At 67.7% G+C, this 18,158-nt stretch carries 21 protein-coding genes; 1 reads left to right on the top strand and 20 read right to left on the bottom strand.

Translation table 11 applies throughout. The features are described from left to right. Nucleotides 1-23: 23 nt before the first annotated feature. From IPI67_09045 to IPI67_08950, 20 genes are all read right to left on the bottom strand, one after another. Entirely contained in the window at nt 24-371 is a 348-nt protein-coding gene (locus tag IPI67_09045) for a hypothetical protein (protein MBK7580335.1), read from the bottom strand. Continuing rightward, nucleotides 372-632 (bottom strand): hypothetical protein, encoded by a 261-nt coding sequence (locus IPI67_09040; protein ID MBK7580334.1) that lies wholly within the window; start codon nt 630-632, stop codon nt 372-374. A 58-nt stretch (nt 633-690) separates the two neighbouring features. Then, nucleotides 691-984, bottom strand: coding sequence for a S24/S26 family peptidase (locus IPI67_09035; GenBank protein ID MBK7580333.1), 294 nt, complete (start codon nt 982-984; stop codon nt 691-693). Beyond that, a complete protein-coding gene (locus tag IPI67_09030) occupies nt 984-1,832 on the bottom strand; it encodes a TatD family hydrolase (protein ID MBK7580332.1) in 849 nt (282 codons plus the stop codon). Before IPI67_09030 ends, IPI67_09035 begins: the two co-directional genes overlap by 1 nt. Then, nucleotides 1,829-2,299: a hypothetical protein gene (locus tag IPI67_09025; GenBank protein MBK7580331.1), complete on the bottom strand. Its 471-nt coding sequence runs from the start codon at nt 2,297-2,299 to the stop codon at nt 1,829-1,831. Before IPI67_09025 ends, IPI67_09030 begins: the two co-directional genes overlap by 4 nt. A 574-nt stretch (nt 2,300-2,873) precedes the next feature. Next, nucleotides 2,874-3,854 (bottom strand): hypothetical protein, encoded by a 981-nt coding sequence (locus IPI67_09020; GenBank protein MBK7580330.1) that lies wholly within the window; start codon nt 3,852-3,854, stop codon nt 2,874-2,876. Between the two features lie 126 nt (nt 3,855-3,980). Next, nucleotides 3,981-4,451 (bottom strand): DUF2269 domain-containing protein, encoded by a 471-nt coding sequence (locus IPI67_09015; GenBank protein ID MBK7580329.1) that lies wholly within the window; start codon nt 4,449-4,451, stop codon nt 3,981-3,983. Beyond that, nucleotides 4,433-5,218: a DoxX-like family protein gene (locus IPI67_09010; protein MBK7580328.1), complete on the bottom strand. Its 786-nt coding sequence runs from the start codon at nt 5,216-5,218 to the stop codon at nt 4,433-4,435. The genes IPI67_09015 and IPI67_09010 overlap by 19 nt, the downstream gene beginning before the upstream one ends. A gap of 1 nt (nt 5,219) precedes the next feature. Beyond that, nucleotides 5,220-6,878, bottom strand: a complete 1,659-nt coding sequence (locus IPI67_09005; GenBank protein ID MBK7580327.1) for a serine/threonine protein kinase — start codon at nt 6,876-6,878, stop codon at nt 5,220-5,222. 11 nt (nt 6,879-6,889) lie between these two features. Beyond that, entirely contained in the window at nt 6,890-7,252 is a 363-nt protein-coding gene (locus IPI67_09000) for a PDZ domain-containing protein (GenBank protein ID MBK7580326.1), read from the bottom strand. A 112-nt stretch (nt 7,253-7,364) separates the two neighbouring features. After that, a complete protein-coding gene (locus IPI67_08995) occupies nt 7,365-7,727 on the bottom strand; it encodes an Hsp20/alpha crystallin family protein (protein ID MBK7580325.1) in 363 nt (120 codons plus the stop codon). Nucleotides 7,728-7,738: 11 nt separating this feature from the next. After that, nucleotides 7,739-8,182, bottom strand: a complete 444-nt coding sequence (locus IPI67_08990; GenBank protein ID MBK7580324.1) for an Hsp20/alpha crystallin family protein — start codon at nt 8,180-8,182, stop codon at nt 7,739-7,741. A gap of 162 nt (nt 8,183-8,344) precedes the next feature. Then, nucleotides 8,345-9,412, bottom strand: a complete 1,068-nt coding sequence (gene cheB, locus IPI67_08985) for a chemotaxis-specific protein-glutamate methyltransferase CheB (protein ID MBK7580323.1) — start codon at nt 9,410-9,412, stop codon at nt 8,345-8,347. 8 nt (nt 9,413-9,420) lie between these two features. Then, complete coding sequence (locus IPI67_08980) at nt 9,421-10,296, bottom strand: protein-glutamate O-methyltransferase CheR (protein MBK7580322.1); 876 nt, start codon at nt 10,294-10,296, stop codon at nt 9,421-9,423. After that, on the bottom strand, nt 10,293-12,395 hold the full coding sequence (locus tag IPI67_08975; protein MBK7580321.1) for a HEAT repeat domain-containing protein: 2,103 nt from the start codon (nt 12,393-12,395) through the stop codon (nt 10,293-10,295). Before IPI67_08975 ends, IPI67_08980 begins: the two co-directional genes overlap by 4 nt. After that, nucleotides 12,392-12,889: a purine-binding chemotaxis protein CheW gene (locus IPI67_08970; protein MBK7580320.1), complete on the bottom strand. Its 498-nt coding sequence runs from the start codon at nt 12,887-12,889 to the stop codon at nt 12,392-12,394. The genes IPI67_08975 and IPI67_08970 overlap by 4 nt, the downstream gene beginning before the upstream one ends. Continuing rightward, on the bottom strand, nt 12,889-13,338 hold the full coding sequence (locus IPI67_08965; GenBank protein MBK7580319.1) for a purine-binding chemotaxis protein CheW: 450 nt from the start codon (nt 13,336-13,338) through the stop codon (nt 12,889-12,891). The genes IPI67_08970 and IPI67_08965 overlap by 1 nt, the downstream gene beginning before the upstream one ends. Nucleotides 13,339-13,387: 49 nt before the next feature. Then, a complete protein-coding gene (locus IPI67_08960) occupies nt 13,388-15,499 on the bottom strand; it encodes a chemotaxis protein CheA (protein ID MBK7580318.1) in 2,112 nt (703 codons plus the stop codon). After that, complete coding sequence (locus IPI67_08955; protein MBK7580317.1) at nt 15,492-15,896, bottom strand: response regulator; 405 nt, start codon at nt 15,894-15,896, stop codon at nt 15,492-15,494. The genes IPI67_08960 and IPI67_08955 overlap by 8 nt, the downstream gene beginning before the upstream one ends. Then, nucleotides 15,896-16,795 carry an alpha/beta fold hydrolase gene (locus tag IPI67_08950; protein ID MBK7580316.1) on the bottom strand — a complete coding sequence of 300 codons (900 nt, stop codon included), beginning with the start codon at nt 16,793-16,795 and terminating at the stop codon, nt 15,896-15,898. Before IPI67_08950 ends, IPI67_08955 begins: the two co-directional genes overlap by 1 nt. 182 nt (nt 16,796-16,977) lie before the next feature. Between IPI67_08950 and IPI67_08945 the strand changes: the two genes are divergently transcribed. Beyond that, nucleotides 16,978-18,072 (top strand): hypothetical protein, encoded by a 1,095-nt coding sequence (locus tag IPI67_08945; GenBank protein ID MBK7580315.1) that lies wholly within the window; start codon nt 16,978-16,980, stop codon nt 18,070-18,072. Nucleotides 18,073-18,158 lie beyond the last annotated feature (86 nt).

The raw sequence follows: 18,158 nt of genomic DNA, 5'->3' as shown, positions 1-18,158 counted from the left end.
GCGCGCGCCCGATGCGTACACGGTCAACCTGCTTCGTCGTTCAGCGCGGCTGCCTTGGCGGGGAGTGCGCAGAACGCACCCTCGCAGAATCCATCCGCGGCGATGCCCAGCGCTCGATTGAAGCGTGCGCGGAAGTTCTCCCAGGCAATCGAGCCCGCAAGCTCCACGAGCTCGGCGTCATCGAAGCGCTTACGCAGGGATTCTCGAAGCGCTGTCGGGACGCTGACGGGCGCGCCGCTCATGTGGGTCGCGAGTTCCAGCACCATGCGTTCGGTTTCATCGAAGGCATCGCTGTCTCGGTAGTTCGCCAGCTCGAGCAGCTGGGTCTCGCTGACACCCTGTGCCCTGCCCACGGCAGAGCCGATGTCCATTCAGAATGCACACCCGACCAGCGTCGCGGCACGAATGCTGGCCAAGGTCTTCAATCGGGCGGGCAATCGATTGGAGCGCTCGAGGCCCGACTCGAAGGCGCCGTAGCCGAGCAGGAGCGGCGTGTGGTGTGCGAAGACCTTCAGTGGACCGACGACCTTGGCCTGTCCGGTGCGCGCCCGAACTTTGATCGAGGCGACCCAGTACACGAACCGCAAGAACCAGCCCGCCCGCGAGCGCGAAACGCCTTCGACCAAACTCATCCCCGACATATAGGACGACGGCGCCCTGGCTCCCAGCCGTGCCCCCGTCGTCGCCCGGCTACCGGACCAGCAGCCCAAATATTCCCTGCCGCCCAATCCACCCGTTCACCCCACCGCGGTTGTTGCCGATCAGGTAGCGCTTCCCTTGCACCGCCTTGATCAGGTGCAGGTACTCCGCGCCACGAACGCGACACAACACGACGTCCCCCGCTCCGAGCTCGTGCGCCGCGAGCGGGCACACCGTGACCAGCTCGCCATCCTCGACGCGACCCCGCATGCTGCTACCACGCGGACGAAAGCTCACGCTCTCGCCGGCGGCGAGGCGGGAAATATGACCCGCTGCCCACCCCATCAGAGTTCCCCCGCCGCCGTCGCCATCTCGAGAGTGGCAGCGGGCAGTCCGAAAAACCGCTGCGCTGTTCGCGTGGTGTCCAGCGCGAGCTCGCGCGCGTCGCGCCCGGTGACCGCTGCCACCGCTGCGAGGACCAGCGGCAAGAAGGCTGGCTCATTGCGACGTCCCACACTCTTCGGTGCGCTCCGCGGCAAGAGGAAGGGGGCGTCGGTCTCCAGCATCAAACGCCCCGCCGGGATCGCCGGGACCGTTTCTCTCAGCGCAGCTCCGCGACGTTCGTCGGCAATCCAACCGGTGATGCCAATGTGGCAGCCGAGCTCCAGGTACGCACCGAGCTGAGCGCGGCCACCGGTGAAACAATGCAGCACCGCGCCGGTCAGTGAGGCGCGGTGCTCGCGCAAGATCGCAGCAAAGTCCTCGTGGGCCTCCCGCTCGTGCAGGAACACCGGCAGCGCGAGCTCCGCGGCCAGGGCCAGCTGCGCCGCAAAACACCTTCGCTGCACGGGGCGCGGGGAGAAGTCGCGGTCATAGTCGAGCCCGCACTCTCCAATCGCGACCACCGGGGAGGCCTCGCGCTCTCGGAGCTCCCGCAGCGTCGCGATGGACGACGCATTCAGCTCACTCGCAGAGTGGGGGTGGATACCAGCCGTCGCGAACAGCAAACCCGGATGCTCCCGTGCGAGCCCGACGGCGGAGCGGCTGCCCTCCGTGCTCGTTCCCGTCACGACCTGTTGCACGACGCCCGCAGCGCGGGCTCGAGCCAGGACGGCCGACCGATCGCGAGCGAAGCTCCGGTGACCGAGGTTCACGCCGATGTCGATCAACGGTGAGACGTGCGTGGTGCTCATCTCGACCCCTGGGCGCTCGCGGCGCCACGCCCCGCATGACTGGGCGCTGCGGCATAGACTGGCCGGAGCGCACGCACGATTCGGTCGCGGTAGTCGCTGGGGTCCCAACGGATCAGCTGCAGGGCGCGTGTGCCGGGGCAACGAAAGTAGAACGTGTCCGTACCCTGCACGGCGTCTCGCTGGGGCATCGTGCGAACGTGCAGGCGGCCGCGGGTCCAGGTCAAGAGCACCAAGCGCTCCGTGGTTTCGAGCTGCACGGCCAGGAGCTCTCGTTGCACGTCTCCCATGGGCTCCGTCCAGCGCTGGCGGAGGCGGCCTTTCAGGGCCAGCGAGCGAGCGCGAAGTGTCCGCAGCTCCTCGGCCAACCGCGACGTGTCCAGGCTCGACCGCGCTTCTTCCTCTGCGCTCGACCCCGGTTCGGGCTGCGGGGGTCGCGCAGTGACGCCCGCGGGTATCGCCAACGTCATGTTCAAAGTTTCAGATTCTGTTTCCATTTTTTTCATTTCCTTTTGTTTCTTCAAGATGGTTTCTCCAACCAAGGCGCAACAACGCCTCGGCAGCGTTCCTCGCTGCATCGGAGAAGCCGACGCACGACGAAGGACTGCACATGCAAGCGTGCCGTCGTGCATCGGCGGCGGCCGGGCTCGCGGGCGCGCGACTCGCTTGGGCGCGCGACGGGGTTCGTGATCCCATACGGGGCTCACGACACGGTTGCGGGGGCTCGAATCGAACGAACCTCTCCGGGAGGCTATCCCGGCGTAGGGGCCACTCCTACTACCCCGCTCTGTGGCTCGCGCGCGAGCCGGCGGCTTCAGGATACTCCCGCCACGCGCGACTTTCGCCGCAGATGGCTGACCGGGGCTCATCGCGAAACGACTCGCGGCGCACCAGTTCTTTTCGAGGTTTTCTAGCGAAAATCTAGGTTTGGGAGCCTGTCACCACCTGGTCAGTACTTCGGGTGAGGATAACCGCATCGACGACGACGTCAAGCTCGACGTGTCTCCCTCGGCCTGCGACGGCGGTCATCGCACCGCAAGCTCGCTAGTGCTTCTTGATCCCGAACACACCAAGGATCGGCACACCCGCAGCGTCGCCCGTCACCACACGACCGCCGTCGGCGCTCACCGTTCCGTCGCTGACCTTGCCCCAGCCACCGTACGGCGCCCACTCCTCGTCGAGGGAGACACCGTGCACCCAGAACTCCACCTCGGTGCCGGGAGGCCAGCCCGCGGTGTTCGGCACGCTGAGCGCGGCGTGTGGGCAGAACCGGGTATCGACGGGCGTCGTACCCACGACGATCTCGAACCCGATGCTCTCGTCTACGGCGGGAGGTGCCTTGGCCAACGGCACCTCGGCGGCTCGGAATCTCAGCTGCTCCGGCGTCTCGAAAGCGAGCAGATCGAACTCCATCGTTGTGCCCGCCGCCAGCGTGAGGGTCACTCCGCTGCTCGTGGCGGATGCGCCAGGGATCAACTCGACGCCCTGAGACATGTCCGGCAACCGAACCGTGGTCACGTCACCAACGGCGTAGGTGGTGCTGGTCGAAGGCAGGGGCTGCGCGAACTTCACGAACTCGATGCCAAGCCCGTATTTGAACGCCGGACGCGTGATCTCGAGCCCGGGAAAGAGTCCGGGGCTGCAGACGCCCGTGTCTTTGTCCAAGGTGCAGACCTCGCCTTGCGTCGAGGTCCTGCCAGGTTTGCTGCAGGCGCCGAATCCGCACACCAACACGGGAACATTCGGAGCAGGGGCACCTGACTGGTCAAAGAGCCTGGCGGTGAGCTGGGTGATCAGTTGTGGGGCCCCGACCGGATCGTAGCCGGGGCCTTTCGGACAGCTCGCCTCGCCACCGCTGCCGACGCTGGACCCCGAGCCACCGCCACTGCCGCCGGTGACGACCGCGCCGCCGCTGCCGCCGGCGTCGCCCGCGCCGCCCGCCCCGAGCCCCGTTTCATTGGCGCAGGCGGCGCTCCCGAGGGCGACGAAGACGAGGACTGCGGGCGCAGCTTTGCACATGACCATGGTGATCCCCTGACACCCACCCGAGCCGAGCTTGCGCGCCGCAGGGAAAATTTTGGGCAGCCAGCCACCTCGGGCACCCTCCCCGGGGACCGCGGGACCGACGGCTCATGCCTCGCGGTGCGTGCCTCAGAGCACAGCCTGTTTCGAGACCATCATCCACACGACCGCCATCGTAGCCCCGAAGGACGGCACACCGAGCATGGCCCAGGCGCGCTGCATTCGGTGCCAGGCGGGAGGCAGCGGGGTCGCGTCGCGCTTTGCCACCGCGGACAGCCGCTTCATGCGCACCTGCATGAAGGCCGCGGGTAACCACGTGAGTCCGGCGATGGTGTAACCCGCGAGCGCCTGCCACACCCACGGCGTCGCCAGCGGCAGGCGGTACAGCTCCACCAACCACAGCCCCGTCACCGGCATCAACACGCCGGACGGCACCGTGAACCACCAGTCGGCGCGCACGACCTCGGCGTCGCACCACGCAATGACCGCAACCTCCTTCGAGGCGTTCGCCCGCAGCTTGTAGTACGCGCTGCCAGCTCCGGTACCCAGGAACAGCACCGCGCCCAGCACGTGAATCGTCTTCAGGACCAAGACGAACATCGGCGGTATACGACTACGGTTCCGCAGATCACGGCCAGGTTTTTCGTGAACGGCCCGAACGGGTGGAACCAGAGCCAGGGGACGAACCACGAAACCACGAGCGGCAAGAGCACGAGCCCCGCGATCTGCGCGCCCAGCACCCAGCGCAGCGCCTTGCCCTCGAGCACCAGCGCAAGCACACCCGATGCGAGCTGGATGGCGCCGATCACAGCGAGCACCGTCGCCGGACGACCGAACGCAAGCCCGGTGTGCTCGACGATCCACAGCTCTTCGCGCTGCTGGAACAAGATCTTCGGGACCAGTCCTTCCGTCAGCCAGACCGCCGCCATGCCGGCGCGGAGCAGCCAGCGGGCGCGAGCCGACCAACCCTCGTTTTCGATCAGCCAGGCCACGGCGATCGCCGCCAGGATGGGCAGGTTCTTGGTGAGCATGCCGAACGGACTGATCAAGAGTCGCGGCTCGCTGAACGCAAGGATCAGCGTGAAGCTGGCCACCATCGACAGCTGCAACAGCGTCAAGAGCGGCGACGGACGCCGCAGCACGACCCAGACCGCCAATGCCACTTCGAACGCACACGTGACGGGCATCAGCCAGGCGGGCAGCCCCAGTCGGCCAAGATAGCTCGCGCCGACGGAGCGGTAGAGCGGGTGTACGACGAGCACTCCCGTCAGAAACCACACCGCACCAAATCCGGCTCGCAGCCAGACCGAGTCGCGCGAAATGTCATCAGCCGTCGGACCCTGCACGGCAAGAGACGGCTCGCCCACGTCAGCCCCTTCGTGACGCCGGGCGGCGCGACAGGAGCCAAGCTGTCACACCTGCCAGCGGACAGACCACGAGCGCGAGCAGCGACCAGCCAGGGTGCCCGATGACGTCGGGCGCACGCCAGAACACCAAGGCCAGGAGCCGTGCAAACAGGGCGAGCAGCGCGTAGCTCACGACCGCGGCATAGAGCGAGCTCTTCATCCGTGTGCCGACTTCGATGGCTCGGGGTGTGCTCGTCCAGATCCCGCGCGCCAAGAAGCGGATCCACAGGGTGACCGGCGCGGCGAGCAGGACACCACCGAGCACGACGCTGAGCACGAGCTGCCCCATGCTTGGGCCCACGCTCGCGTCGCCGATCAACCGGACGGCACCGAGCACTCCGTCGCCCACCACCAGCAGACCCAAGCCGAAGCCGACAAAGGTCGACAGGACCAGGAACGGGCGGGCCCGTCGCGCTCTGCTCGAGGCATCGGCCACCGCCGTCGCGTCCGCTGCGAGCAGGGTCTTGTCGTCACCCCTCGCAGCGGCGTTCCACGGCGAGCGACCCGTGGTTGCCTCCGGATGATCGAAAGACGCCAGCCCTGCGTCGAGCTCCTCGATGCGCAGCAGCCGCTCGCCCGGATCTTTCGCCATCGCGCGCTGGATCATCAGCTCGAGCGCCTCGGGCATCGCGGGTGCGAGCGAGCGGGGCCGCGGCGGCTCCTCACACAGCACCGCCGTCAGCGTCGCCATCTGGTCCAGCCCCTCGAAGGGTTTTCGGCCCGTGAGCGCCCGGTAGAGGATCGCGCCGGCCGCGTAGATGTCCGCACGAGCGTCCACCCGGTCGCCCCGGGCCTGCTCGGGCGCCATGTACGCCGGCGTGCCCATGACCACTCCGGTCTTGGTCAGCCCCGCGCCCTCATCCATCTTCGAAATGCCGAAATCGACCATCTTGATGCTGGGCATGCTCGGGTCGCCGAGCAGGATCACGTTCTCGGGTTTGACGTCGCGGTGCACGATGCCACGGGCGTGGGCCGCCGCGAGCGCGCGGCACACCTGCCGCACGATGTGCACACCCGTCGCTGTCGGCAGCCGCCCGGTTCGGTCCAGGTGCTGTCCGAGCTCCTCGCCCTCGAGCAGCTCTTGCACCAGGTATGGGCGTCCGTCCGGCGCGCGGTTCACGTCGTAGACCCCAACCACGTTGGGATGTTCGATGGCTGCTACTGCCTCGGCCTCGCGCTGGAAGCGCGCCACGACCTCCGGCTGCCGCGCCAGCTCTTGGTGCAGCATCTTGATCGCGAAGCGTTTGTTGGTGAGGCGTGTGTGGCGTGCTTCGTACACACGCCCCATGCCGCCCTCACCCAGCACCCTCGTGATCTCGTAGGACTCGGCCAGCGTCGAGCCCACCAGCGGATCTTCGTCCTCCGGTGCATCGGCGAGCGGGGTCGCGTCACGCGGACAGACGCGGAAGTCCGCCGGATAACGACCTGAGCAAGCAGGGCAGATGCGCGGCAGCGCAGAGCCGTTGCCCGTGGCCGCTGCCGGGGGCGTCGGACTCACCTCCAACGACGAGAGCCCGGGGGCAATCGGGCTCGGGCCCAACGGACCCGCGGATCCGGCGAACGGCCCGGCCTCGCCCGACTTCGGGGCGACCGGCGGCCCAGGGCCGTCGCGCGTGCTCATGACTGCAGATGCTAGCTCCGACTCGCCCGCTTGGGCGCCGCTATCCTCGCTTGTGTTTCGTTCAGCGGCGAACCACCAGGAAAAGCGTGGCTCCTTCCCGGAAGATGAGCAGCAGAGTCGGCCCTCGGGCCTTTTGGATAGGCCTGAGGGAAACGCTCGACTCCCGCGAGCTTTTCCCGGTTCACCTCGAGCACGACGTCCGACGCGCGCATCCCCGAGCGCGCCGCGGCGCCGCCAGGCTCCACTTCGACCACCAGCGCGCCCGCTCGCAGGCCGTCAGGCAGCCGCAACTTGCCTCGAGCTCCCGGCGTGATTTCCCCGAGGGTCAGGCCGTCCAGAGCGTCGGCCTTGGCCGGCGCAAAGGCACGCCGCACGTCGGAGGGTTGCTCATCGAGGGCAGCCTGCAGCGTGACGGCCTTGCCGTCGCGAAATTGGCCGGTGGAACAAGCGCGGTGGGGGAGACATTCCCCGCAAGCCGCCGCCCTGTCACGCCACCCGCACCGGGACCTTGCGCGGCGTCAGCGCGGCGCGCTTCGGTAGATGCAGCCACAGCACACCGGCTTCGAGCTTTGCCTCGATTCGCTCACGATCGACCGCGGGCGGGATGGCAAAGGTCCGCTTGAAGTCCACCGGTTTGTACTCCGCGGCAACCAGGGCACCGGCAGGCGCGCCGGTGCGCCGGGCGTCCAACGACAGCACGTCGCCATCGGCCTGGATCGTCAGTGCTTCTCTCGACACGCCGGGTAGATCCGCGAGCAGCAGGATCTCGCGGTCGTTTTCAAATACGTCGACGCGTGGAGCGAGCGTTGGTCGGTCGGATCGTTTCTCGAGTTTTTCGTCTTTGGCCATGGCTTCTCCTCTCAGGCAACCTTGACGGCGATCTGCCGCGGCTTGACCTCGGGCGCTTTTTCCAACGTCAGCGTGAGCACGCCGTCCTTCAACACCGCCGCCGTCTTCTCGGGGTCGACCTTGGCGGGCAGCGCGAAGCTGCGCGAGAAGCGATAGGCACCGCGCTCTTGCCGATACGCGGCGTAACCCTCCGGCGCGTCCGCTTTGCGCTCACCGCTGAGCGTCAGCACCTCCTGATTCAGGGTCAGGTTCAGGTCTGACTCGCGAACCCCCGGCAAATCTGCGGTGAAAACATAGGTATTGCCGGTGTCGTGGAAGTTCACGCGGGGCACGTTTCCGGTTGCGATCTCCGGGTCACCGCCGCTGCCGAAGTCGTCGAAGACGCCATCCATGCGTCGCCGAAGCTGGTCCATGATCGCGAGTGTGCGATCGAAATCTCTGTGATATCCGAACATGGTTCTTCCTCCTCGATCTCGTGAGAGTCGACCGACAGAATCACCCGTCCCCGGGTCGACTCCGATTGCCCACGGGCCTCTGTAGAGGCACCAAGGACGTGGACTGAGGGCACCATGTGCACCCGTCTCCGACGTGTCAACCTCGCGCGGAGCCCGGGCAACTCAGGTCAGAGACGCGAGATATTCGGCGATCTCGGGCAGCGCGAGCGAGTGTGTGACGACCTTGGCGCGCATCGCGGCGCCGGGCATGCCGTACACGATCGCGGTGGCCTCACTCTCCGCCACCACCACGCCGCCGGCCTTCAGAATGGCCTGCGCGCCGACGACACCGTCGTCCCCCATGCCGGTGAGAATCACCCCCACGGCGCGAGACCCCTGGGCCTCCGCCAAGCTCGTGAACAGCCGGTCCGCGCTGGGGACGTAGCGGTCGTCGGCCGCCGGGGGCCGGACCCGGACCCTCGGCATCGACGTCGGCGGACGCGGATCGAGCACGACTGAGCGCCCGCCCGGACAAACCAGGGCGACTCCGGCAACCAATTCGTCAGCCTCCACGGCCTCCCGGATGTCCAGCTCACTGCGCCGGCCTAGTCGCTCGGCGAACGTTCGGGTGAACTTCTCCGGCATGTGCTGCGCCACGACCACTGCGTTGGGATAACGCGCCGGCATGCGTGACATGAGCTGCATCAGCGCCGTTGGACCGCCCGTGCTCGAGGCGATCCCGATCACGTGCCGCGGGGGCAGCCGCTCGGCGGAGCGCGGCGGGACCGAGTCGGTGCCGGGCAGGGAGTCGAGCTGCGGTCGTGCCACGATGACACCGCGCCGGAGGGTGCGAGCGAGCAGCACCTTTGCCAGCAGCTCGGCGGCGATACCTTGAAAGTCGCCGTCGCTCTTCTGGTCGGGTTTGGCGACGAAATCGAGCGCGCCGAGCTCGAGCGCGCGGAACACGTTCTCTTTCGCGCTGTAGCTCGAGACCACGATGACCGGAGTCGGCAGCTTGCTCATCAGGATTCTGAGGAACGTGAAGCCATCCATCCGCGGCATCTCGAGGTCGAGCGTGATGACGTCCGGCCGCAGCGAGAGCGCCAGGCGCAGCGCCTCCTCACCGTCCCCCGCCTTGCCGACGACCCGCACCTCGGAGCTCGTCTCGAGCATCTCCGAGATGTTGCGCCGATTGAAGGCCGAGTCGTCGACGACCAGGACCGTGGAGGGGGCAATGACCGGAATGTCCATGTTCGCCATCACTCGAGCGGTCGGTCTAGCCGGCCGGTGATCAGGGGTTTTCTGTACACCAGATCGTCCCTCAGATGGACGAGCTCGAAGGCAGTGGAAACGTTCCACAGGGATTCCGAGTGGCCGAGCAGCAGGAAACCCCCGGGAAGCAGGCGATCGTACAGATTCGAGATCACCTTGGCCCGTGAACGCGCGTCGAAATAGATGAGGACGTTGCGGCACAGGACCAGGTCGACCCGGCCGACGATCGACGAGCGCGAAGCCTCCAGAAGGTTCAGCTGGCCGAAGTGACACAGGCGCTTCACGCTCTCGGAGATGTGGCTGCCGTCGGGGCGCTCCTCGAAATAGGTCCGCCGGACGGCGGGGGGTGTGGAACGAAAGGCGTTGGGCCGATACACGCCGCGGCGCGCACTGGCGACGCTGCGTTTGGAGATGTCACTGCCGATGACGCGCACCTCCCAGCCCTCGAAGAGTTTGGTCTCGAGCACACACATCGCCAGGGTGTAGGCCTCCTCCCCGGTCGCGCAGCCCGCGCTCCAGATGGCCAGTCGGCGAACGCGCTGGTTGACCCGGGCGAGCTCGGGCAAGACCTCCTCGGTCAGCGCTCTGAGCTGATACTCCTGCCGAAAGAAGTACGTCTCCTTCGTGGTCAAGAGCTCGATGACCTCATCCAGCTCCGCGATGCCACCGCTCGCGAGGCGCAGGTACTGGTAGTACTCGTTGAAGCCCGTCAAGGAGAGCGCTGCGACCCGCTCGGACAACCGCCGCTCGAAGGCGTAGAGCGAGTCGTCGTGGAACTCGAGGCCCGCGTGCGCGTTGATCAAGTCTCGCAGCAGATGAAAGACGTCCGGCTCGAGCCGGGGGCGCTGCGACGCTGGGATCATCGCCGCGGCACCCCGCGCAGGCTCGGCGGGGGAGCCGTGCGCCGTCGCCCGCTCGCACCCTCGGCTTCGGCGATCGCGTGCGCGATGGCCTCACAGACCAGATCATGAGCTTCCAGCGACAGCCTGCCGCGGAGTGCAGCGAGCGCCGTGTCGCCCCCGAGTGAGCCCATCAACTCGGCGGCCAGCCGGCGCACGTCCCACTCCCGATGATCGAGACAGCCTGCGAGCAGCTCGGCCATCCCCGCCGGGGTCCCGGTAGACAGGGCCCGCATCGCCGTCTTGACGACCTCGGTGTCGGCGTGACCCAGCGCTTGCGTGAAGGCTTCGCGGCCAAGCCCCTGCTCGTACCGAGACAGGGCCTCGATGGCGGCCACGGCCAAGATTGGCTGCCGATCGATCAGGCCGGAGAGCACAGGAGCTGCGCGTGAGTCGGCGACTTCGCCCAGCGCACGGGCCGCTGCGGCCGCCAAGACGACTTCGGTCGTGGAACGGGCGACCTCGGTGAGGCGTTCGACGCCGAGCGCGCGTCCGTCCGAGCCCCGCAGGCGGCCGAGCGCACGCACTGCGGCAAGCCGCACGAGGGGTTCCTCGTCACTCAAGGCAAATGCCACGGGCTCGAGTGCAGACGCATCGACCATCGCCGAGAGCGCGGAGAGTGCAGCGGCCCGAGCGCTGGGGAATGGTCCGTCGAGGGCGGCCGCGAGGAAGTCCAAATGAGCTCGCGCCTGCGGTCGCCCGGGCCCGAGCACCTCGATTGCGATCGCAGCTGCCTCCGCCTCCGCTCCCTTTGGGCTCGCCGCCTGCACTAGCTTCTCGGCGTCCGCGGGATGCCGCCGCGCCAACGCCACTAGCGCGCGATGCGCCGCCTGCGTCACCCGAGGTCCCGCCGAGAGCAGTCTGGCAGCGTCACCGAGAGCGGAGCGATCCCCGGCAGCCGAGAGTGCGTCGAGCGCAGCGGCGACCACCTCTGGGACCGGATCCTGAAGCGCACGCTTGGCCGCTGCTGCCGCGTCAGGCTCGACGGCGGCCATCGGTCCGAGCAGCGCGATGCAGGCGGCGCGCTGCTCCCAGCTCGAACCGTCCGCGCCGGCCACCAGCGCCGGGACGGCGACACTTCCGAGCTCGGCCAGCGCCAGCTCGGCCTCCTCTGCCAGCGCATCGTCCGAGAGCGCGGACACCGCAACGACAGCCGCAGCGGCCGCGCGTAGTAGTCCTGCGACGCCCAGCGCATGACGCCGGGCCTGCGGCAACGCCAGCTCGTCACCGGCGAGACGGAGAACGCGGTCCATGTCGTCCCTGGAGACTTTTCCAGCGCCGGCCTGGAGCCGCGCACGACCCGCGGGGCTGGTCCGCGCAAGCTCGATGATTGCGCCAAGCACCTCGGAAAATCCCAGATCGCGCGCTGACCCAAGCGCGAGCAAGAGCACGTCGGCAGCGGGCTCGGCGCCGCAGCGTGCGGCGGCGATGAGCGCGCGCGAACCGAGCACCGGATCACCGACCAGCGGCGCCAGCCGCTCCCAGGGCAAGATCGCCCCGAGTCGATTCAAGCCGTCGAGCGCGGCGAGCCGTACGAAGGGCTCGGGGGCGTCGAGACAGGCGTCCAAGATGGCGATGGCCTCCTCGGCGCAACCATTGCCCACAGTGGCGACCGCTTCCACCGCCGCTCCGCGTACGTTGACGTCGGGATCGCGCACCAGGGAGCGAAGCAGCGGCAACGATTCCGGTCGGCCACCTTTGCAGAGGACATCGACCACCAGCTTCCGCCCGTCCGGATCGAGCGCTCCGAGCGCCCGCGCGAGCGAAGGCAGTGCGCTCACCCCGCAGCTCGCCAGCGCCTCGACTGCGCTGTTTCTCAAACCGACGTTGTCGTTGGGCCGAAGCGCACCCAAGAGCAATTCGAGCACCTCGGCCTTGTCCGCAAAGGCCACCAGTGAGAGCACAGCCTCCTTGCGCACACGCCAATCGACGTCACCGAGCGCAGTCAGGAGCAGCTCGGGACGAGCGAGAGTGGGGAGAGTGCGCAGGCGCGCGACCTCCCGTCGGCGCTCTTCGACGTCGCCGGTGGCGAGCGCCTGCTCGAGCGCCGCGCCGTCACTCACGACCCAGGCTCTCCGGTGCCGAGCAGCCCCTGGGCGGCGAGCGGCGCGACGATCGAGTCGAAGCGCGACACGTCGAGCACGAACACCATGCCGTCGGGCTGTTTGGCGACACCAATGATGCCCCGTACGTCGTCACCCGCGCCCAGATTCGGCGCCGGCTCGAGGTCTGCTCCCCCGGTGCCGAACACCTCCGTGACCCCATCCACCATCAACCCCACGGTTCGAGCCTCGACGTCGACCAAGATCCATTTGGCGCGCCGCTGATCCGACGCGCGCGGCAGGCCGAATCGCGCTCGTAGATCGACGACAGGGATCACCGCACCGCGATGATTGGCGACACCCGCGACGGACAGCGGAGAGTGCGGGAGCAGCGTGAGGTCGAGGGGATTGACGATCTCTCGGACTGCCGAGATGGGGACGGCGTACCTGACGTCGCCCACCGTGAACCCAACCAAGCTTTTCTGAGGATCTGGCCTCATCTTTCCGCCAGCCATCACTTCTCCTCCGGCGAGAGCGCCACCACGCGAGACAGATCGAGCAAGATGATCACGTTTTGTGCGCTCTGGGGTCGGCCGATGCCAAGCACGTGATCCGCGACGTCGTCCCCGAGCACGGCGCTCGAGAGCTCGAGCTCACTCTCGGTCAGGCGCACGACCTGGCGCACCTCGTCGACGATGATCCCGAACACCTCGTCCCGCGCACCGTTGGTGAGCAGCAAGCGCCGGCGCTTCGGCGCCGAGTTCGGCTCGAGGTCGAGCCGCCGCCGCAGATCGAGCACGGTGACCAACAACCCGCGGACGCTACACACGCCGAGGATCGCCTTGTTTGCCCGGGGCACCGGCGTGATCGGCGGCGGGTTCAGGATCTCGCGGATGCTGGTCAATTCCACGCCGTAGTCATCGCCTCCGAGGGCGAGCACGAGGAACTCGCGGACCGGGCCCACGTGAGCGAGGTTGCGTCGGTGCGAGCCGCGAGCGGGCAACTTCTGGAGGTCAGCCACCGAGAGCCGCCCCCAGCGCCGCCGTCTCGGCCGACGCCAGTACCTCCTCGAGCAACGCCGCGGGGTCGAGCACCAGACCCACACGCTGGTCGCCCAGCTCGGTCGCCCCCGAGAGACATCGAATGTCGTCGAACGACGCACCGAGCGCCTTGATCACGATGTCCTCTTGCCCCAGCACCGCGTCCACCACCAGCCCGAGGCGTCGCGCGCCGAGCGACGTCACGACCACATAACGGCGTCCTTCGCTGGGCCCCTCGCTGGCCAGGGCGAGTACCGCGTCTAGGCGACAAATCGGCAGCGTCTTACCACGCAGCGAAATGACCTCGCGTCCATCGATTCGCTTCAGCTTGCGCGGGTCGAACACGATCGCCTCCGACACACTGCTCACGGCGATCGCGAACACCTGGCCCGCGACCCGCACCAGCAGCGCGTTGACGATGGCCAGCGTGATCGGCAGCGTGATCGTCATCTTCGTGCCGATGCCGCGCTCGCTGTGCACGTCGATGACCCCGCCAATCTTGCCGAGGTTGGTCTTGACCACATCCATGCCAACGCCCCGGCCGCTGAAATCCCCCGGCTCGTCTCGGGTGCTGACCCCGGGAGTGAAGATCAACCCGAGCAGCTCCTGTCGGCTCAGGTCGTGGGCCTCGGCCCGCGCAATGCGGCCGAACGCCACTGCCTTCTCCAGCAGCGCTTCCTCGTCGATGCCGCCGCCGTCGTCTTCGATCTCGATCATGACGTGATTGCCCTTCTGATAGGCATTCAGGGCGATCGTGCCGGCGGGCGGCTTGCCGGCTCTTTCACGAACCTCTGCCGACTCGATGCCGTGATCGATGGCGTTCCGGATCATGTGCATCAGCGGGTCGCTCAGCTCCTCGACGATGAGTTTGTCGATCTCGGTTTCGGCGCCGGTGATGACCAGCCGGATTTCCTTGCCGACGTCACGACTGATTTGCCGCACTACCCGCGCGAGGCGGTCGAACACTTGACCGAGGGGGACCATGCGCACCTCGAGGATCGCATCTCGGAGCTCACCCAGGCGCCGGTCGAAATTGCGGTGCACGCGCAGGATCTCGGCGGAGAGCTGCCGCTGTCCGTCCGCTCGCACCCGCTCCGACAGCCGCGAGAGGACCCCCCGCACGATGCTGAGCTCACCGACGATGTTCATCAGGTGGTCGAGCTTCTTGATGTCCACCCGCACCGTCTGAGTCACGGACTTGAGTGAGGCCGCGTGCTCCGCCGGCGCCGGCTCTTCCTCGACCAAGGCCTCGGCTCCAGGCGCCGGAGGCGCCAACGAGACGAGCGTCCCTCCGCCCGGAGGTGGTGGGTGCAAGGTGCCGGCTGCCAGGGAAGGCCGGCGACGGCGTGGGACCGCTTCGATCACGACGTGGTCGGCGCCCAGTGTGCCGATCAGTGTCGCCAGATCGTCGCGCGACGCCATGAGCAGATCGAGCTCGATGGTATCGGGGCTAGCCGATTCGCCGGTGGGCAGGTAGGTGATGATCTCACCGTGGCGTTTTGCGCGCTCCTTGATCTCTTCCAGGGCACGATCGATTGTTGCTAGATCGAACTGCACGCGCAACCGGTAGAGCGCGAGACCGTGCTCGATGTTGGCGCGCAGCCTGTGCTCTTCGTACTCGGTGAGCACTGCGAGCAGCCCGGGGTCCAGCTCGTAGCTGGACCCGAGCTGGCCCGCTGGAACACCACCGGACCCGAGCGCGTCGAGCACGGCGCAGAGATCGTCCACGGCGGCGAGCGGCGCCTCCGAACCCTCCTTCTCGGCCACCAGAATTTGAGCGTAGACGTCGACCGCGGAAAAGAGTGTATCGAGCACCTGCGGGCTCAGGTGCATGCGCCCCAGGCGCAGCGCGTCGAGCACGTCTTCGAGCCGGTGGGACAGCATTCCCATCTTCGAAGCGCCAAACAGCCCTGCCAGCCCCTTGAGGGTGTGAACTGCGCGAAACGCTTCGTTGACGAGGGAAGGGTCGTCCCCGCCCGCCTTGAGCGTCGCGTCGAGGGAGAGCAGGTTTCGCGAGAAGGCCTCGACGATCTCCTGCGCCTCGGTGAAGAACTCTTCGCGCGCCCGCTCCCCCGGGTCAGCCATGCTGGCTTTCGACCTCCGCTGAGCGCATGTGACGGAGCGCCTCGTCCCTCAGCTCTTGGGGTGTGAACGGCTTGGCGAGGTAGCCCGCAGCGCCGAGCTTCATGCCGCGCTCTCGGTCCCGCTCCGAGGTCTGAGTGGACATCAGCAGCACCGGCGTTGCGCGATGCCTTTCGCTCGAACGGATGAACGACAAGAGCTCCAGACCGTTGATGTCGGGCATGTTGACGTCGGTAATCACGAGCGCCCAGTCCCCGCGCGGCAAGAGCCGCAGCGCTTCGAAGCCACTCTCGGCTTCCACCACCTCGATCAGATTGCCGCCCGCCTCGGCAGCGGTCAGCGCTCCGCGCACGTACGCACGCGTGGCGCCGGAGTCTTCCACCACGAGCACCCGCGGCATCAGGGGGTTTTCCCCGGTTTTTTGGGGACCGCTCCGGGCCCGATCTTTTTTGGCTCCTTGCCCGGGGCCAGATACAAGGAGCGACGTTCGGTCGGCTCTTGAGCGAAAACACTCATGGCCCAGGTCTCGAGGTCGTCCCAGAGCTCGGGATGTTCCTCGCCCAAGAAATGCGCGGAGTGGCGCGCCCCTTCGTAGCGCTTCACTGTCCCGCGCATGGCCATTTTTTCGAGCGCATCGAGAGGCGCTTTTGCGACCGTGTCGTCCTTCGCGCCCGCGATGAAAGTTGCCAGGTTCCGAACCTCGGCGTACGGGCGATACAACGGGTGCCCACTGATGGCCTCGCCGGGAGACACCAGACCGAGAGCCGTGACCTTGGGCTCGGCGAAGGCGACCTCGCTCACGAGCGCACAGCCGATAGAAGTGCCCACGAGCACGATGGCCCGGGGTTTCGCGGCCTCGGACACGTGCTTGATGGCGGCTTCGACGTCCTTCGAGAGCGCGGAGTGATCTCCCTGCTTCTCCTTCGCGGGAGCCTTCGACGCGCCATGGCCGCGCAGGTCGAAGCTCAAGATGCTGAACCGCTTCGGTGACAGCACCAGCTTCTTGATCAGAGGAGCGAACTCCTGCCGGTCGCCGTCGAGGCGGTGAACCAAGATCAACGCTGGCGCGTTGGGCTCGGGTGACAGGAACAATTCCCCGGAGAGTGCGGCGCCGTCGGCGGAAGCGAAGGTGGCCGGCTGACCGGGCGTGGCGACGACCAAGATGGACGGCCCGCCGCTCCCGACGGGGGCCGGTGCCGCAGTGTTGGGCGGCGGGGCGCTGCTCGACTTGGACTCGCTCGAATCGCACGCGAGCGCCAAGAGCGCTGCGGCAAAGAGCACCACGTCGAGCCGTTTCATGGCGGCCCATCGTAGCAGCTCGGCGACGCCGTACGTCACGGGCGAAGGGCCCGATGTGCCGGGCGCTTTGCGCATTGACCGCGGAGGGCGTGTTCCCTAGCGCCGTGGGCCTGAAACGGCCTGAGGGCCGATCGGCGGTCCGAGGGCTGTGAATCGGGCGCCCATCAGCTATTCTCGCTGGCATGGGCACATCGCCTGGCCTGTCTCCTCCGTCCGGGATCCCGTCGGCGGAATCCACCGACGAAGGGTGGGACAACTCCCCGGACGGAGCGCCGACGCCGCATGCGACCGCGCCGAGCGCCGAGCACGAGGCGACAGTGGAGGCGGCGCTCGCCGCGAGCAGCCGCGCCGAGGCGACGCTGGGCGCGCTCTATCGAGCCATTCAGCAGGTCACTCAGGGCGTGAGCGGTGCGCGCGAGGCGAACGAGCAGCTCGGCGCGGAGCTGCACCGGGTGCGCGAGATGCTCGCGTCGAGCAACGAGCAACGGCTGGTGTCCGGCAATCAAGTTGCCCTCCTGGAGCAGCAGCTCGAGCAGACGCGCGGCGACCGCGAGTTTCTGATTCACGAACAAGACCAGTTCCTGGCCGGCCTGCTCGAGGAGCACGAGCTGCGGGTGGACGAGCTGGTCCGCGAGCGCGACGAGGCCTTCGAACGCCTCGAAAGAATCATGCGGCAGACCCAGGAAACCGCGCCTCCAGCGCCCTCTCCGGTCCGCCGAACCAACCCAGGGCTTGGCGAGGTCCCTCCCCTGGTCGGAAGCCTCAACCCGGTGGTGGTGACCGATGCGGATCGCGACGTCGAAAAGCTCTTGGTCGAACGCGAGAGGTCCCGCGAGCTCCTCAGGCGTCTGCACCAGCAGCGGGATGACGCGCAGGCGGCGCTCGCGCGGGTGACGGCGGAGCGCGATCGCTACCTCTCTGAACTGACGCGCTTTGCGCCAAGCCGCGTGCCGGTTCCTCGTCCACTGGTGTCGCACCAGGACGCACGACGCACTCAGCCGGCCGTGCCGCACGTCGTGAGTCGCACGACGGATCCGGTTCCGGCGGACGATTCGGATGCCCTGGGTGAGCCCATCGGTGACCGCATGACCGCGCCGCCCGGGGGCGACCTGGAGCGGGCGATCGCCCTGTCACGCCCCTCTCCTCCGGCTGGAACGCCTGCGCAGTCGGCACCGGAAGAGAAGGCGCCCCTCAAGCGCAAACCGGATCCGACCCGAGAACCGCTCGGCAGCTACTCGCTGCGGGGTGGCGAAGACCCGGACCCGGACGCGCCCTAGCGCAGGCAGTCGGCTAGAGCGCCGAACAGGTTGAACGTCGTTTGTTTTCAGCGACTTGCAAGGTGTTCGGCGCTCGCGCGCGGAGC

The organism is Myxococcales bacterium (assembly GCA_016706225.1).
Classification (GTDB): Bacteria; Myxococcota_A; Polyangia; order Polyangiales; family Polyangiaceae; genus JADJKB01.
The sequence above is the reverse complement of the archived record's forward strand: the minus strand, read 5'-3'. Positions and strand labels throughout refer to the sequence as shown.

Coding starts and splice junctions, on each gene's coding strand:
- cheB (MBK7580323.1), bottom strand. CDS start 9,412: ATGGACATTCCGGTCATTGCCCCCTCCACGGTCCTGGTCGTCGACGAC.
- IPI67_09025 (MBK7580331.1), bottom strand. CDS start 2,299: ATGACGTTGGCGATACCCGCGGGCGTCACTGCGCGACCCCCGCAGCCC.
- IPI67_08980 (MBK7580322.1), bottom strand. CDS start 10,296: ATGATCCCAGCGTCGCAGCGCCCCCGGCTCGAGCCGGACGTCTTTCAT.
- IPI67_08950 (MBK7580316.1), bottom strand. CDS start 16,795: ATGAAACGGCTCGACGTGGTGCTCTTTGCCGCAGCGCTCTTGGCGCTC.
- IPI67_09020 (MBK7580330.1), bottom strand. CDS start 3,854: ATGGTCATGTGCAAAGCTGCGCCCGCAGTCCTCGTCTTCGTCGCCCTC.
- IPI67_09040 (MBK7580334.1), bottom strand. CDS start 632: ATGAGTTTGGTCGAAGGCGTTTCGCGCTCGCGGGCGGGCTGGTTCTTG.
- IPI67_08995 (MBK7580325.1), bottom strand. CDS start 7,727: ATGGCCAAAGACGAAAAACTCGAGAAACGATCCGACCGACCAACGCTC.
- IPI67_08945 (MBK7580315.1), top strand. CDS start 16,978: ATGGGCACATCGCCTGGCCTGTCTCCTCCGTCCGGGATCCCGTCGGCG.
- IPI67_09030 (MBK7580332.1), bottom strand. CDS start 1,832: ATGAGCACCACGCACGTCTCACCGTTGATCGACATCGGCGTGAACCTC.
- IPI67_09005 (MBK7580327.1), bottom strand. CDS start 6,878: ATGAGCACGCGCGACGGCCCTGGGCCGCCGGTCGCCCCGAAGTCGGGC.
- IPI67_08955 (MBK7580317.1), bottom strand. CDS start 15,896: ATGCCGCGGGTGCTCGTGGTGGAAGACTCCGGCGCCACGCGTGCGTAC.
- IPI67_08990 (MBK7580324.1), bottom strand. CDS start 8,182: ATGTTCGGATATCACAGAGATTTCGATCGCACACTCGCGATCATGGAC.
- IPI67_08960 (MBK7580318.1), bottom strand. CDS start 15,499: ATGGCTGACCCGGGGGAGCGGGCGCGCGAAGAGTTCTTCACCGAGGCG.
- IPI67_09015 (MBK7580329.1), bottom strand. CDS start 4,451: ATGTTCGTCTTGGTCCTGAAGACGATTCACGTGCTGGGCGCGGTGCTG.
- IPI67_09035 (MBK7580333.1), bottom strand. CDS start 984: ATGGGGTGGGCAGCGGGTCATATTTCCCGCCTCGCCGCCGGCGAGAGC.
- IPI67_08970 (MBK7580320.1), bottom strand. CDS start 12,889: ATGGCTGGCGGAAAGATGAGGCCAGATCCTCAGAAAAGCTTGGTTGGG.
- IPI67_09045 (MBK7580335.1), bottom strand. CDS start 371: ATGGACATCGGCTCTGCCGTGGGCAGGGCACAGGGTGTCAGCGAGACC.